We start from the raw sequence: 16,042 nt of genomic DNA, 5'->3' as shown, positions 1-16,042 counted from the left end.
CCGACGCGACGCTCGATACCGCGCGGCAGCAGGCACGTGAAGCACTGAACGACCATTTCAACTGGAGCCACGCCTGGAAAAACGTGGCCGATACCCTGCGCAACCGACCGCAGCGGGTTGAGGAGCGCGAACAGACCGCCCGGTCACGGCTGCTCGGCCTCAGGCAACTACTGATCATCCGCGACGCAAGCCCGGTGCTGGCCCGATCGCGCCTGAACGACATCGCTCTCATCAGCCGCCGGATTGCCGAGCAGGAGATGGCCCAGGGCATCCTTCTGGACATTCCTCTTCTGGCGCGCCGCCTGGAAGCCGAACGCGTCCGCGCGCCCGGACTGCACCTGAGCACGCTGCTGCCAGGCTGCCTGCAACGTGCCTTCGACGAGGTGCGATGCAGCGAGCCCTGCGTACACGACCGGGCGTTGGCCCTCATGCTGCGCAGCAACGGCGGCCATGCCGACATGCTGGCCGCCCTGCTGGAACTGCTGCAACCGGCACTCACGCGTGGCGCACAGCATGTCGAGGCCGCCCAGCGGCTGCACCGCCATCTGGATGCGCTGCGGGCCGACGCGGCCCACCATGCGCGCAGCGAGCCCGCCGGCGCGCTGGACAGGCGCTACGCCACCCTGGTGGCACGCTCGCTGGATGCCGAAGCCGAGGCCCTCACCTTCCCGGCACACGCCTCGCGACAGCAGGCCTTCGAGCAAGCGCGCGACCGCCTGCAGGCCTTCGAGCAACGCCGCCGGACGCCACGCGAAGCGCTGGCCGCGCGGCACAATGCGTGGGCCCCGGCAGCGCACGGTGCCAACGTCGCTGCACGCCCGGCGCAGACCGGAGCGACTGGCCCGGACGATGGACCCGGCCTGTTGCAGCGCATCGACAGGCGCTTGAACCTGTTCGATCTGGCCTCGGCCACCGCCGATCCCGAACCACGGCGCGCACCACCGCTGCAGGTACCCGGATCCGCCGCCATCCGCCCGCCGCTGCGCAAGGTCATCGCACGTGCCGGCAAGGTCACGCCAGCGGTGCCACCGGCCACCACCGCCAGCCCATCGCAGGGGTCACCGGACACGCCACTGGCCTCCAGCATCCGAGCGTATGTGCCCGCACTGTGGTCCTGCCTGCAGCGCGTGGGCGGGCATTCGCCAGCGGCAATCAGCACCCGCCTGGCATCGCTGTGGATCCGGTACACCCATTCCGAACTGAACCCCTTGCGGGTACGCGCCGGCATCGGTGCGCAATGGACCGAAGCCGAAGACAACCGTTACCCGCTGGCCGAACTGTTCCGGAACGCCGCCCATGATCATCCCTCCGCCGCCTTCCTGACGCCCGTTGCCGGCGAGCACATACAGATCGTGGCCGGCGAGGACGGGGCCGCGCCGCCGGAACTGAACACGCCGGACGTCCTCCAGCAACTGGCCGACCTGCTCAACCGGGTGGCCGCGCGCAGCCGCCCCTGGCAGCCATGGATGCTGGCCTACCTCCGGGCCGCCAGCCCCGCCACGGCAGCCGCCCTGGGCCGCCTGCAGGCCATCGGTGAATCCGCCGGCGCCGCCCGCCCCGCACAACGCGCGCACACGCTGCTGCGCACCGTGAACCAGTCCCTGCAGAAGGGCTGGCACGGCACCAGCGGCAACCTGCGCCTGTTCATCCAGAAATACCTGGGGCGCTTCAAGGGCACGCCTGCGGACGTGCTCGACCAGCAGGTCACCTTCTCCGGCTGGGCCAAAGTGCGCGACGGGCAGATGCTCCATACCGGCCGCATGCCCTACCACTTCCGCTACCAGAAGCCGGTCGCCTGGGCGATCGTGCGCACGCCCGCAGAGCGCTGCGACGAAGCCACCATCGTCGCCCGCGCCCGCAGCAGCGCACACCGTCACGTGCAGCAGGCCGTGGCCGCGACCGTGGACCTGTGCCAGGAGCAGCAACCCGCAGGGGTGGCAGGCAATCCGTCACTCAGGACACTGATGAAAGGCACCCATCCCCCCGTGCCGGCGGTCCTGCGGGCGGCATGGGACCGCACCTTCAGCCAGCGGGCGGGCGATGCCGACTACCAGGCCGCCCTTGCGCTGCAGATCGACCTGTTCCTGTCCACCCGGCTCGACAACCTGCGCCTGCAGCGCACCTCGTGTACGCTGCAGGGCATCGCGCCTGCCGACCGCGCGCACTATGCGGCCCAGGCCGAAGCGGTGCGCAACGGCCATGCCAGGCCCCTGCTGCTCACCGTGCAGCACACATCGGACACCGCCGACGGCGTGATCCTGCTGCCAGGCAAAGCCCCGGATGAATACCTCGCCGTCCCCATCGGCCTGGCGCTGCCGGCACGTCGCCTGGTCTTCGGGCGCAGCCTGTTCGGCGGCGGGCGGCGGCTGCAGAACCCGGACATCGCGTGGCTGCGGCAGTTCTACGCGCCGGACCGCCTGCAGGAGGGCGCCGTGAACGCGCATGTCAACCGTGGGTTTGCCAACGGCGGCATCAGCGGAGGCGATGGCCTGGGCGCCACCTGGAGCACCACGCTGAGTCCCACCGGGTTCGTGGTGACGCCCGCCGATGACCCGGTGGGTGAACTTGCACGTGCCCACCAGGCGCGCCAGCAGCAGCAGGGACAGGCGGTGCTGCGGTCGCAGGAGGAGTTCGCGCAGAAAAAGCGCGCGGCGGAACTGGAAGCCGTGGCAGAGGTGCTGATGGAAGTGGCCATGACCGTCGGCGCAGGCGAACTGCTGCTGCCGGAACTGCTGGCAATGGGCGAAGTGGAAATGGCCGTGGTCGACGGTGGCCTGCGGATCGCCAATTACGGTGCCATGGGCATGCAGTTCGCCTCAGGCTGGGAAAACATGCGCGCCGACACGGACCATCCCACCACGGCCAAAGAGGATGCCGACAACCTGGTCCTCAGCACGCTGATCAACCTGCTGCTCAGTTCACCGGATTTCATGCCCTCGGCCAGCACCGGCGAGCGCCTGGAGGCAGCGACGGCGGAGGCCGGAAACGCGAAGCAGCCCCTGCCATCACCGATCGCCAGCGGCCACCTGCGTGGCGCCTACCGCATCGGCGACGACCTCTACATCCCGCTCAGGCAGGGCACGCTGCATCGCGCCCGCTGGGAAGCCGAAGCGCGCGGTTTCCGGGTGATTCCGCGGTCGCAGACAGAGACCGGCATGGCCACCGATCCCCGCCGGATCTACCGGAGAAAGGGCGACAGGTTCGTGCCGCGCAAGGCGCGAACCGACGTCGAACGCCGGCCGGGCAGGACACGGAACAGCGATGGCGCAGCCGCGCCGGTGCATGGCCTCAAGCGTTACAAGCTGCCGGCCGCGATCAGCAGGACGCCCATCCGCGATACCGATGGCGAGGTCAAGTATCTGCGCTACAGCGCTCGCACGAAGGATGGAACCCCATCGGGCAGCCAGGCACTGGTGGTCTCGGCCCACGGCTCGTACCTCCCTTCGGAGAGTGAGGCCGCCGCCGGCTCCGTGCCGGTACGCATCCCCGCGGACGTCGGGGTCGGCCTGATGACCCCGCATGACACCCTGCTGATGGATGCAGGCATCGACGCGTGCGTCAACCCGCCTGCGGGCTACTCACCCTATGTGTCCCTCAGGACCACCGCGTCGGGCACCGTGGAGATCACCAGGGTGGACTTCGTACCGCAGCAGGACCACACGCTCTGGAACGGTGGGCCCGCTTATGCGCCGGAGTCGCTCGCCAACACCCTGGGCCGCCAGGACGGGCTGCAGAACTACCGGCATCACCACTACGAATACGACGACGAACGCGATATCGCCCGCAGCCTGCTCAGGAACCGCCGGCGCGTTGCGAACGGGCGCGCAGTCGGCACGGACATCCTGGTGGTCAACGGCGAGGCCGGCATCGACAGCCCGTTCGAGGGTGTCATCGCGGATACGGGCGTACAGAAGGTCCTGGATCTGAGTGAACTGCAGCACCTCACCAACGAGCGCGGAAAGAAGTATACCTCCATCATTTTCGCCCATTGCCGGAACCTCGCCACGGCACCGGAATCGACGGTCTCCCACTACTTCATCAGCGAGGCCGAGGTCATCGAGCAGTTGCGGGCCGATGCGACCGGCGGCGCCCGCGGCGACACCGCGAAGGGCACGGCGGGCGCCACTGTGGATGCACGGTCCACGCTGACCCTGCACATACTGCGCCGCGACGATCCGGAAGCGCCATTCGTACACCATCGACTGACCCTGCTGCGGTTGGCTGCCGAGGGCGCTGCGGCCACCGCGCATACCCCGCCGGACGCACAGGCATCTGCCGCGCCCACGCCGCGTTACAATGTGCCACGGGTCGTGCAGTTCCGGCCGCTGCCAGCCAACGGTCGCGCCAACCCCTGGGAACACGGCCCCTCCTACGACGTCCCGGACCTGCACCCGAGCGAGCCATGATCCCCGTACACCGAGCATCCGCCCTGCAGGCAGCGCATCGGTTCGGCAGGCCGGCGATGACGGCGGCAACACATCTTCGGGTATAGACTTCCCAGCGGTATCCGGGCGGCCGCCGCACGGTGACCCGCCGCCCGCGGCGGAGGTCCAGCGACGACGGCCCCATGAACGCAAGCAGGCCCGCCCACGCGCGAGCCAATGCAAGCCATCCGCAAGAAGGAGTCATCCCGCATGAGCGATTCGTTCTCCACCCGCCGCCAACTGGATGTCGGCGGCAAGACTTACGACTACTTCAGCCTGCCCACGCTGGGCCAGCGCTTCGATATCTCCCACCTGCCCTACTCGATGAAGATCCTGCTGGAGAACCTGCTCCGGCACGAGGACGGCGGCGCCACCGTCGGCCCCGACCATATTGAAGCGGTGGCCCGCTGGAACCCGTCCGCCGAGCCGGATACCGAGATTGCCTTCATGCCCGCGCGCGTGGTCCTGCAGGACTTCACCGGCGTGCCCTGCGTGGTCGACCTGGCCGCGATGCGCGATGCGGTGGTCAAGCTCGGCGGCTCGCCTGAGCAGATCAATCCGCAGATCCCTTCCGAACTGGTCATCGACCACTCGGTGCAGGTGGATGTGTTCGGCAAGCCCGACGCACTGGATCTCAACGGCAAGATCGAGTTCCAGCGCAACCAGGAACGCTACGGCTTCCTGCGCTGGGGCCAGAAGGCCTTCGACAACTTCAAGGTGGTGCCGCCCAACACCGGCATCGTCCACCAGGTGAACCTGGAAAACCTGGCCCGCGTGGTGATGACCGCCGACAAGGACGGCCGGGCCGTGGCCTACCCCGATACCGTGTTCGGTACCGACAGCCATACCACCATGATCAACGGCATCGGCGTGCTGGGCTGGGGCGTGGGTGGCATCGAAGCCGAAGCTGCGATGCTCGGCCAGCCGTCCTCCATGCTGATCCCGCAGGTGGTCGGCTTCAAGCTCACCGGCAAGCTGCCCGAAGGCGCCACCGCCACCGATCTGGTACTGACCGTCACCCAGATGCTGCGCAAGCTGGGCGTGGTCGGCAAGTTCGTCGAGTTCTACGGCGATGGCCTGCAGCACCTGCCGCTGGCCGACCGCGCCACCATCGGCAACATGGCCCCCGAGTATGGCGCCACCTGCGGCATCTTCCCGATCGATCACGAATCGCTGAACTACCTGCGCCTGTCCGGCCGCAGCGACGAGCAGATCAACCTGGTCGAAGCCTACGCCAAGGCCCAGGGCCTGTGGCACGAACCGGGCAGCGCGCCGGCCCAGTACAGCAGCACGCTTGAACTGGACATGGGCACGGTCAAGCCGTCGCTGGCTGGCCCCAAGCGCCCGCAGGACCGCGTGCTGCTGGAAGACGTGCAGAAAAACTACCGCGAAGCGCTGGTCGGCCTCACCGCCAACCGTGACAAGCGCAGCGCCGATGTCTCCACTTTCGTCAACGAGGGTGGCGGCGCAGCGGTCGGCAATGAACAGCTGGCCAAGGGCTTCGCCGACATCGAGATCGAGAACCGCAAGGTGCGGCTGAAGGACGGGGCAGTGGTCATTGCCGCCATCACCTCCTGTACCAACACCTCCAACCCGGCGGTGATGATCGGCGCCGGCCTGCTGGCGCGCAATGCGGCGGCCAAGGGCCTGAACCGCCAGCCGTGGGTGAAGACCTCGCTCGGCCCAGGCTCGCGCGTGGTCACCGATTACCTGGAAAAGGCCGGCGTGCTGAAGGAGCTGGAAAAGATCGGCTTCTATGTGGTCGGCTACGGTTGCACCACCTGTATCGGCAACTCCGGCCCGCTGCCGACCGAAGTCAGCGCCGGCATCGCCGCCGGCGACCTGGTGGTCACCTCGGTGCTGTCGGGCAACCGCAACTTCGAGGGCCGCGTGCACCCCGAAGTAAAGATGAACTACCTGGCCAGCCCGCCGCTGGTCGTCGCCTACGCCATCGCCGGCACCACCGACATCGATCTGACCACCCAGCCGCTGGGCACCGGCAGCGATGGCCAGCCGGTGTTCCTGCGCGACATCTGGCCGAGCAACAAGGAAATCGGCGATGTCATTGCCGCCACCATCGGCCCGGAGATGTTCAAGCAGAACTACGCCGACGTGTTCAAGGGCGATACCCGCTGGAACACCATCGCCTCGCCGGACGGCAACCTGTACGAGTGGAGCGACGCCTCCACCTATATCAAGAACCCGCCGTACTTCGATGGCATGACCATGCAGACCGGCAGTATCGACGATGTGCACGGCGCACGCGTGATGGGCCTGTTCGGCGATTCGATCACCACCGACCACATCTCCCCGGCCGGCAACATCAAGAAGGACTCGCCGGCGGGCCGCTTCCTGCAGGAACGCGGCGTGCAGCCAGCCGACTTCAACAGCTACGGCAGTCGCCGTGGCAACGATGACGTGATGGTCCGCGGCACCTTCGCCAACATCCGCATCAAGAACCTGATGTTCGGTGGCGAGGAAGGCGGCAACACCCTGTACTACCCGGCCGACGGTGGCCAGCCGGAAAAGCTGGCGATCTACGATGCGGCCATGAAGTACAAGGCCGATAACGTGCCGCTGGTGGTGCTGGCCGGCAAGGAATATGGCACCGGCTCATCGCGCGACTGGGCGGCCAAGGGCACCCTGCTGCTGGGGGTGAAGGCAGTCATCGCCGAAAGCTTCGAGCGCATCCACCGCTCCAACCTGGTCGGCATGGGCGTACTGCCGCTGCAGTTCCGCAACAGTGAGAACGCGCAGTCGCTGGGCCTGGACGGCTCGGAGACGATCGACATCACCGGCCTGGAAGACGGTGCCAGCAAGCGTGCTACGGTGACCGCGACCAAGGCCGATGGCACGAAAAAGACCTTCGAGGTCTCGGTGATGCTGCTGACCCCGAAGGAAGTCGAGTACTTCCGCCACGGCGGTCTGCTGCAGTACGTGCTGCGCCAGTTGGCGGGTCGCTGAACCGTCTCGTGCCGCCCATGGGCGGAAGCCCGGCCCCCGCGCCAGCGCGGGGGCGCTGCGGAGGCGTGCGAACCGGTGGTTCGCAAACGCGCCTCCTCGCCCGCCACGGCGGTCTGCTGCAGTACGTGCTGCGCCAGCTGGCGGGTCGCTGAACCGTCTCGTGCCACCCATGGGCGGAAGCCCGGCCCCCGCGCCAGCGCGGGGGCGCTGCGGAGGCGCGCGAACCGGTGGTTCGCAAACGCGCCTCCTCGCCCACCACGGCGGCCTGCTGCAGTACGTGCTGCGCCAGCTGGCCAGCAAATAACGTCCCGGATGTTGTAGAGCCGAGCCCATGCTCGGCTGCGGTAGGCGGCCTGCCAGCATCAGCCGAGCGCAGGCTCGGCGCTACGGACCCATGAAATATTCATATTTTTCCAGATTCATGCAATTTGCATGAAACAGGCGTAAGGTGGGCCCATACCCCCGCTGGAGCCCCGCCATGCTTCACATGCCCGTCCGCTTCGACCCGATCAACGAGCTGACCCACACCACCGCTTCGTCGGTGAAGGAGCACTGGCGCAAGGTCATGCAGGAGGTCCGCGACCAGCGCATGGTGGTGGTCACCAACCACAACGAGCCGCAGGCGGTCATCGTCTCCATCGAACAGTACCGCGCGTTGCAGGCGCGGGTGGAGGCACTGGAATCCTCGCTGGAGGAACTGCGCGGCCAGGCCCCGGGCCTGGCCGAACTGCGCGCCGGCTTCGACCAGCGTCTGGCCGTGCTGCAGCAGGCCCAGGCCGGTGACGCCGCCCGTGCCCTGCTGCGCCGCCCGGCCCGCCTGAAGGGACAGGTCAAGGCCGGCACGGGGCACTGATGTCTCGCCCGTTCCTGTACGTCCTTGCCGGCGTCAACGGCGCCGGCAAGAGTTCGGTGGGCGGCCACGTGCTGCGCGAGGCTGGGCTGGACTGGTTCAATCCAGATACGTTTGCCCGTGGTCTGCGCGAGCTGTCGGGCCTGTCCCAGGCCGAGGCCAACGCCCAGGCCTGGCAGGAGGGCGTCAACCGCATCCGTGATGCCCTCGAGCAGGGCCACAACCACGCCTTCGAAACCACTCTGGGTGGCAATTCCATCGCCGCCCTGCTGCACGAAGCCAGCCACAGCCACGACGTGCTGATGTGGTTCTGCGGCCTGTCCAGCCCGGAGCAGCACATCGCGCGCGTGCAGGCGCGGGTGCGCAGCGGCGGCCATCCCATCAACGAGGCCGATATCCGTCGGCGCTGGCCGCTGGCCCAGCAGAACCTGGTGCGGCTGATGCCGGTGCTGGCCCAGCTGCAGGTCTACGACAACAGCGCCGATGCTGCCCCCGGTGAGGCCGTGCCCGATCCACAGCTGCTGCTGCAGATGGAAGATGGCCAGATGCTGTACCCCGAGCCCGACGACCTCGCCCAGCTGGCAGCCACCCCCGCCTGGGCCACCCCGCTGCTGGAAGCCGCCCTGCGCCTGTAAGCCCGGGGTCGGATACCTTTTCAAAGCAAAGTTCTCTGACCCTCAAACTCCACCCACACACAACCTTCACTTTTTGTTGATTGAACGTTCAATCAACAAATCCGATACTGTCCATCTCGGGCCGACGCCCATGCCCAGGTGAGACCGTGCCGAAGAAAGGCATCGAACCGATCCGCCGCGAGCAGCTGATCCAGGCCACCTTCCAGGTGATCCACGATATCGGCCTGGCTGACGCCACCGTGGCCACCATCGCCCGCCAGGCCGGCCTGTCCGCCGGCATCGTGGCCCACTACTTCGGCGACAAGGCCGGCCTGCTCAACGCCGCGATGCGGCAGATACTCAACGAACTGAAAGACGCCTTCGCCCACTACCGCGCGCAGGCTGATGCAAACCCGCGGGCCCAGCTGCGCGCGCTGGTCGATGGCAACTTCGACCAGACCCAGACCAGCGGCCCGGCCATGCGCGTGTGGCTCACCTTCTGGGCGGCGAGCATGCACCAGCCGGAACTGGCGCGCCTGCAGCGCATCAACGACCAGCGGCTGTATTCCAACCTGGCCCACCAGTTCCATCGCGCACTGCCGGCCGCACGCGCCCGCAATGCCGCCCGCGGCCTGGCCGCGATGATCGACGGCCTGTGGCTGCGCGGCAGCCTGGTCGGTGCTCCGTTCGACACCGCCGCCGCCCGCGCGCTGGCGTACGCCTACATCGACTTCCAGCTACAGCCCGAGGGCGTACAAGCAGCCTCACGCCCTTCCCCCCTTGTACCCAGGAGTGCCCCATGACTGCCCTGCCCGTGCAACAGCTCTACATCCACGGCCAACGCGTCGACGCCACCAGTGGCAAGACCTTCCAGAGCATCAACCCGGCCAACGGCCAGGTGCTGGCCGAGGTGCAGATCGCCAGCCAGGCCGACGTCGACCGCGCGGTGCGCAGCGCGGCCGAAGGCCAGAAGGTATGGGCGGCGATGACGGCGATGGAGCGCTCGCGCATCCTGCGCCGTGCCGTCGACATCCTGCGCGAGCGCAATGACGATCTGGCCCGGCTGGAAACCCTGGACACCGGCAAGGCCCTGGCCGAGACCACCACGGTGGACATCGTCACCGGCGCCGACGTGCTGGAGTACTACGCCGGCCTGGCCACCGCCATCGAAGGCATCCAGCTGCCGCTGCGCGAATCGAGCTTCTTCTACACCCGCCGCGAACCGCTGGGCGTGGTCGCCGGCATCGGCGCCTGGAACTACCCGATCCAGATCGCGCTGTGGAAATCGGCACCTGCGCTGGCGGCCGGCAACGCCATGGTGTTCAAGCCCTCCGAAGTAACCCCGCTGACGGCCCTGGAGCTGGCCGGGATATACAGCGAAGCCGGTGTGCCGGACGGCGTGTTCAACGTCGTGCAGGGCCCGGGCGGCGAGATCGGCAACTGGCTCACCGAACACCCGGTGATCGAGAAGATTTCCTTCACCGGCGGCGTGGCCACCGGCAAGAAGGTCATGGCCTCGGCTGCTGCATCCTCACTGAAGGAAGTGACCATGGAACTGGGCGGCAAGTCGCCGCTGGTCATCTGCAAGGACGCCGATCTGGACCGCGCCGCCGACATCGCGGTGATGGCCAACTTCTTCAGCTCCGGCCAGGTCTGCACCAACGGCACCCGCGTGTTCGTGCCGCGCAGCATGCTGGCCGCGTTCGAAGCGGCCATCGTCGAGCGCGTCAAGCGCATCCGCATCGGCAACCCGATGGATGCGGCGACCAACTTCGGCCCGATGGTCAGCTTTCCGCACATGCACAACGTGCTGCGTTACATCGAAAGCGGCAGGGCCGAAGGCGCCCGCCTGCTGACCGGCGGCGGCCGTGCCAGCGAAGGTGCGCTGGCCGAAGGCGCCTACGTGCTGCCCACCGTGTTTTCCGACTGCCGTGATGACATGACCATCGTACGTGAGGAGATCTTCGGGCCGGTGATGAGCCTCCTTGCCTACGACGACGAAGACGAAGTGGTCCGCCGCGCCAACGACACCACCTTCGGTCTGGCCGCCGGCGTGGTCAGCCGTGACATCAGCCGCGCCCACCGCATCATCCACCGCCTGGAAGCCGGCATCTGCTGGATCAACACCTGGGGTGAATCGCCGGCCGAAATGCCGGTCGGTGGCTACAAGCAGTCCGGCGTCGGCCGCGAGAACGGCCTGTCCACCCTGGGCCACTACACCCGCATCAAGTCGGTGCAGGTCGAACTGGGCGACTACGCCAGCGCGTTCTGAACCGGAAGGATAGCAACCATGAGCACCCCCAACGAGTACGACTACATCATCATCGGCGCCGGTTCGGCCGGCAACGTGCTGGCCACCCGCCTCACCGAGGATGCCGATGCCAGCGTGCTGCTGCTGGAAGCCGGCGGCCCCGACTACCGCCTCGACTTCCGCACGCAGATGCCGGCCGCACTGGCCTACCCGCTGCAGGGCAAGCGCTACAACTGGGCGTACAAGACCGACCCGGAGCCCTTCATGAACAACCGGCGCATGGACTGCGGCCGCGGCAAGGGCCTGGGCGGCTCCTCGCTCATCAACGGCATGTGCTACATCCGCGGCAACGCCATGGACTACGACAACTGGGCCAGCATGCCCGGCCTGGAAGACTGGACCTACCTGGACTGCCTGCCCTACTTCCGCAAGGCCGAGACCCGCGACATCGGCGCCAACGACTACCACGGCGGCGACGGCCCGCTGCGGGTGACCACACCCAAGGCCGGCAACAACGAACTGTTCGCGGCGATGGTCGAGGCCGGCGTGCAGGCGGGCTACCCGCGTACCGAGGATCTGAACGGCTACCAGCAGGAAGGCTTCGGCCCGATGGACCGCACGGTCACCCCGAAGGGGCGTCGCTCCAGCACCGCGCGCGGCTACCTGGACCTGGCAAAGCCGCGCCCGAACCTGACCATCGTCACCCACGCGCTTACCGACCGCATCCTGTTCTCGGGCAAGCGCGCGGTGGGCGTGCAGTGGCTGCACAACGACCAGCCCCAGCGTGCCACTGCACGCCGCGAGGTGCTGCTGTGCGGCGGGGCCATCGCCTCGCCGCAGATCCTGCAGCGCTCCGGTGTCGGTCCGGCCGATCTGCTGCGCAGCCTGGACATCGACCTGGTGCATCACCTGCCCGGCGTCGGCGCCAACCTGCAGGATCACCTGGAAATGTATCTGCAGTACGAATGCAGGAAGCCGGTGTCGCTGGCGCCCGCCCTGAAGCTGTACAACCAACCGGCCATCGGCGCCGAATGGCTGTTCCTGGGCACCGGCATCGGCGCCAGCAACCAGTTTGAAGCCGGCGGCTTCATCCGCAGCGACGCGTCCTTCGACTGGCCCAACCTGCAGTACCACTTCCTGCCGGTGGCCATCAACTACAACGGCTCCAACCCGATCAAGGAACACAGCTTCCAGATGCACGTCGGTTCGATGCGCTCGCCCAGCCGCGGCCGCGTCCATGTGGTGTCCAAGGATCCGCGCGTACACCCCAGCATCCTGTTCAACTACATGTCGCACGAGCAGGACTGGCGCGAGTTCCGCGCCGCCATCCGCATCACCCGTGAGATATTCGCGCAGCCGGCGCTGGCGCCCTACAGTGGCCGCGAGATCTCGCCCGGCCGCGAGCTGCAGACCGATGCGCAGATCGACGGCTTCGTGCGTGAACATGCCGAGACTGCCTACCACCCGTCCTGCACCAACAAGATGGGTCACGCCGATGATCCGATGGCGGTTGTGGATGGCCAGGGCCGCGTGCACGGCCTGGACGCCCTGCGCATCGTCGATGCGTCGATCATGCCGCAGGTGGTGACCGGCAACCTCAACGCGCCGACCATCATGATGGCTGAGAAGCTGGCCGACGTAATCCGCGGCCGCCAGCCGCTGCCGCGCAGCAGCGCGCCCTACTACAAGGCCAACGGCGCCCCGGCACGCGGCCGCAGCTGACTTCCGGTAGTGCCGGCCGCTGGCCGGCACTACCTGACGCAGACGCCCCCTTCGCGTTTTCCCTACGGGACGGTATGCTGCCGGGAGCGGTTTCGGCGGATACTGTCCGCGCCGCACCCATCAAAAACGATTCCTGGAGGGGGAATATGAGTCTGGATCGTCCCTGGCTGCAGAGCTATCCGAAAGGCGTTCCCGCCGAGATCGACATCAATGAGTTCCATTCGGTAGCTTCGGTCTTCGACGCCTCGGTCGCCAAATACCGCGACCGTCCTGCCTACTCCAGCTTCGGCAAGATCCTCACCTACGGCGAAACCGACGCCCTGGTCGAGCAGTTCGCCGCCTACCTGCTGGGTGAGCTCAAGCTCAAGAAGGGCGACCGCGTCGCCCTGATGATGCCCAACTGCCTGCAGTACCCCATCGCCACTTTCGGCGTGCTGCGTGCCGGCCTTACCGTGGTCAACGTCAACCCGCTGTACACCGCGCGCGAGCTGAAACATCAGCTGGTCGATGCCGGCGTCAGCGCGCTGGTGGTGGTCGACAACTTCGGCGACACCGCAGAGCAGGTCATCGCCGAGACCCCGGTCAAGCATGTCATCACCACCGGCCTGGGCGACCTGCTCGGGCTGAAAGGCACGATCGTCAATTTCGTGCTCAAGTACATCAAGAAGATGGTGCCCAACTACCATCTCAAGGGCGCGGTCCGCTTCCGCCAGGCACTGAAGCTGGGCAGCCGCCACACCCTGCCCAAGGTGGAGATCGACCACGACGACGTCGCCTTCCTGCAGTACACCGGCGGCACCACCGGCGTGGCCAAGGGTGCCATGCTGACCAACCGCAACCTGATCGCCAACATGCAGCAGGCCTCGGCCTGGATCAGCGCGTCGGGCATCGAGCCGGGCAAGGAATGGATCATCACCGCCCTGCCGCTGTACCACATCTTCGCGCTGACGGCGAACGGTCTGGTCTTCATGAAGTTCGGTGGCTGCAACCACCTCATCACCAACCCGCGCGACATGAAGGGCTTCGTCAAGGAGCTCAAATCCGTGCGCTTCACCGCCATCACCGGCGTCAACACCCTGTTCAATGGCCTGCTCAACACCCCCGGCTTCGACACCGTCGATTTCTCGTCGCTGAAGGTGACCCTGGGCGGCGGCATGGCCGTGCAGCGCGCGGTGGCCGAGCGCTGGAAGAAGGTGACCGGGGTGACCCTGGTCGAGGCCTACGGCCTGACCGAGACCTCGCCGGCGGCCTGCATCAACCCGCTGGACCTGAAGGAATACAACGGCGCCATCGGCCTGCCCATTCCGTCCACCGATGCCTGCATCAAGGACGACGACGGCAACACCCTGGCCATGGGTGAAGTCGGCGAACTGTGCATCCGCGGCCCGCAGGTGATGAAGGGCTACTGGCAGCGCCCCGATGAAACCGCCAAGGCCATCGATGCGGACCAGTGGCTGCACACCGGCGACATGGCGAAGATGGATGAGCAGGGCTTCTTCTATATCGTCGACCGCAAGAAGGACATGATCCTGGTGTCCGGCTTCAACGTCTACCCGAACGAAGTCGAGGACGTCATCGCGATGATGCCGGGCGTGCTGGAAGTGGCCGCCGTCGGTGTGCCGGACGAGAAATCCGGTGAAGTGGTGAAGGTTGTGATCGTGAAGAAGGACCCGAACCTGACCGCCGAAATGGTCAAGGAACACGCGCGGGCCAACCTTACCGGCTACAAGCACCCCAGAATCGTAGAATTCCGAAAAGAGCTGCCGAAGACCAATGTCGGCAAGATCCTGCGTCGCGAGCTCCGCGATACGCCCGCCCCGTAAGGGTTTGCGGAAAGAGGGAGCCGGCAGGCCCGGGTCGGCGACGACCCGGGCCTTCTGTTTGTGCGGCAGGCGGGGGCCTGGCCGCTTGCGGGCGGTTCACAGGCAGTGCATAGAATCACTCGCCGCCGCACGTTCAGCCCGCCCCCTCACTTTTCTCCGTCCGCTCTGCGGTCGGCCGGACGGTCATACGGAGAACACCCATGTCCGCAGTCCATCCCTTCATCGCCCGCCCCTCGCGCCACCCCACCCTGCGCCTGACCGAGGAGCCGCAAAGGAACGTCTACTGGATCCACATGCACGCCCACCTGGCCCAACAGCCGGGCCGGCCCTGCTTCGCCTCGCGGCTGGTGGACGATATCGTCGACTACCAGCGCGATCTGGGCGAACGCCTCTCGGCCTCGCATGTCCTGTCGCCCCATGTCGTACTGGCATCGGACAGTGATGTCTTCAACCTGGGCGGAGACCTGGAGCTGTTCTGCCGCCTGATCCGCGAAGGCGACCGTGCCCGCCTGCTCGACTACGCGCAGCGCTGCGTGCGCGGCGTGCACGCCTTCCATGCCGGGCTGGGTGCACGCGCCCACAGCATCGCGCTGGTGCAGGGCAATGCCCTGGGCGGCGGCGTCGAAGCCGCGTTGAGCTGCCACACCAATGTCGCCGAGGAAGGCGTGCTGATGGGGCTGCCGGAGGTGCTGTTCGACCTGTTCCCCGGCATGGGCGCCTATTCTTTCCTGTGCCAGCGCATCAGCCCGCGCCTGGCCGAGAAGATCATGCTGGAGGGCAACCTCTACACGGCCAGCGAGCTGAAGCAGATGGGCCTGGTCGACGTGGTGGTGCCGGTCGGCGAAGGCGTGGCGGCGGTGGAACAGGTCATCAAGGACAGCAAGCGCATCCCGCACGCCTGGGCCGCCATGCGCCAGGTCAACGAGATCGCCACCCAGGTGCCCCTGCACGAGATGATGCGGATCACCGAAATCTGGGTGGACACCGCCATGCAGCTCGGCGAGAAGTCCCTGCGCACGATGGATCGACTGGTCCGTGCGCAGGCACGCCGCAATGGGGAGGGGGCCTGAAGCCCGCGCGGATCAGGAAGGCGACCGCTCGCCATCGTCCTGCCGGACAACGCCGGCACTACGTGCGTCGAGCGCCTTCCTGCCGCTGCGCAATGCAGCGGCCAGACTGGAGACACGGACGCTCCACTCGGCCTTGAGCTGCCAGTCGGCCATCCGCATCAGTTCACCACTGGTGGCCGCAACCTGCACCAGACCCAGATTGCTGGTGACCCCGCGCAGGGCATGGGCCCGCTCTCGGAACTCTTCCCAGTCCTGCTGCTCGGCACTGCTCTGGATATGCTTCATGCACAGATCGACATCGGCCAGGCACTGGTCGATGAACGT

General features: G+C 67.1%; 10 protein-coding genes. 9 read left to right on the top strand and 1 reads right to left on the bottom strand.

Features of this window, described 5'->3' with window-relative positions; translation table 11 throughout:
* From ACQKDV_RS12420 to ACQKDV_RS12380, 9 genes are all read left to right on the top strand, one after another.
* A partial coding sequence (locus tag ACQKDV_RS12420) for a putative adhesin (RefSeq protein WP_427784035.1) occupies positions 1–4,406 on the top strand: 4,406 nt, incomplete at its 5' end.
* Between the two features lie 228 nt (positions 4,407–4,634).
* Complete coding sequence (gene acnA, locus ACQKDV_RS12415; protein WP_427784034.1) at positions 4,635–7,388, top strand: aconitate hydratase AcnA; 2,754 nt, start codon at positions 4,635–4,637, stop codon at positions 7,386–7,388.
* Between the two features lie 478 nt (positions 7,389–7,866).
* Complete coding sequence (locus tag ACQKDV_RS12410) at positions 7,867–8,241, top strand: type II toxin-antitoxin system Phd/YefM family antitoxin (RefSeq protein WP_427784033.1); 375 nt, start codon at positions 7,867–7,869, stop codon at positions 8,239–8,241.
* Complete coding sequence (locus tag ACQKDV_RS12405) at positions 8,241–8,873, top strand: AAA family ATPase (protein ID WP_427784032.1); 633 nt, start codon at positions 8,241–8,243, stop codon at positions 8,871–8,873. The genes ACQKDV_RS12410 and ACQKDV_RS12405 overlap by 1 nt, the downstream gene beginning before the upstream one ends.
* A 146-nt stretch (positions 8,874–9,019) precedes the next feature.
* Positions 9,020–9,655 (top strand): transcriptional regulator BetI, encoded by a 636-nt coding sequence (gene betI, locus ACQKDV_RS12400; RefSeq protein ID WP_427784031.1) that lies wholly within the window; start codon positions 9,020–9,022, stop codon positions 9,653–9,655.
* Complete coding sequence (betB, locus tag ACQKDV_RS12395; RefSeq protein WP_427784030.1) at positions 9,652–11,124, top strand: betaine-aldehyde dehydrogenase; 1,473 nt, start codon at positions 9,652–9,654, stop codon at positions 11,122–11,124. Before betI ends, betB begins: the two co-directional genes overlap by 4 nt.
* A gap of 18 nt (positions 11,125–11,142) precedes the next feature.
* Positions 11,143–12,825, top strand: a complete 1,683-nt coding sequence (gene betA / locus ACQKDV_RS12390) for a choline dehydrogenase (protein WP_427784029.1) — start codon at positions 11,143–11,145, stop codon at positions 12,823–12,825.
* A gap of 146 nt (positions 12,826–12,971) precedes the next feature.
* Positions 12,972–14,648, top strand: coding sequence for a long-chain fatty acid--CoA ligase (locus tag ACQKDV_RS12385; RefSeq protein WP_427784028.1), 1,677 nt, complete (start codon positions 12,972–12,974; stop codon positions 14,646–14,648).
* A gap of 200 nt (positions 14,649–14,848) precedes the next feature.
* Entirely contained in the window at positions 14,849–15,718 is an 870-nt protein-coding gene (locus ACQKDV_RS12380) for a crotonase/enoyl-CoA hydratase family protein (protein WP_427784027.1), read from the top strand.
* Positions 15,719–15,730: 12 nt separating this feature from the next.
* Here ACQKDV_RS12380 and ACQKDV_RS12375 read toward each other — a convergent pair.
* On the bottom strand, positions 15,731–16,042 hold a 312-nt coding region (locus ACQKDV_RS12375; protein ID WP_427784026.1), incomplete at its 5' end, for an Hpt domain-containing protein.

The sequence above is a fragment of the Stenotrophomonas sp. NPDC077659 genome, assembly GCF_050268705.1.
Taxonomy (GTDB): domain Bacteria; phylum Pseudomonadota; class Gammaproteobacteria; order Xanthomonadales; family Xanthomonadaceae; genus Stenotrophomonas.
This window is presented reverse-complemented; position numbering and strand designations above follow the sequence as displayed.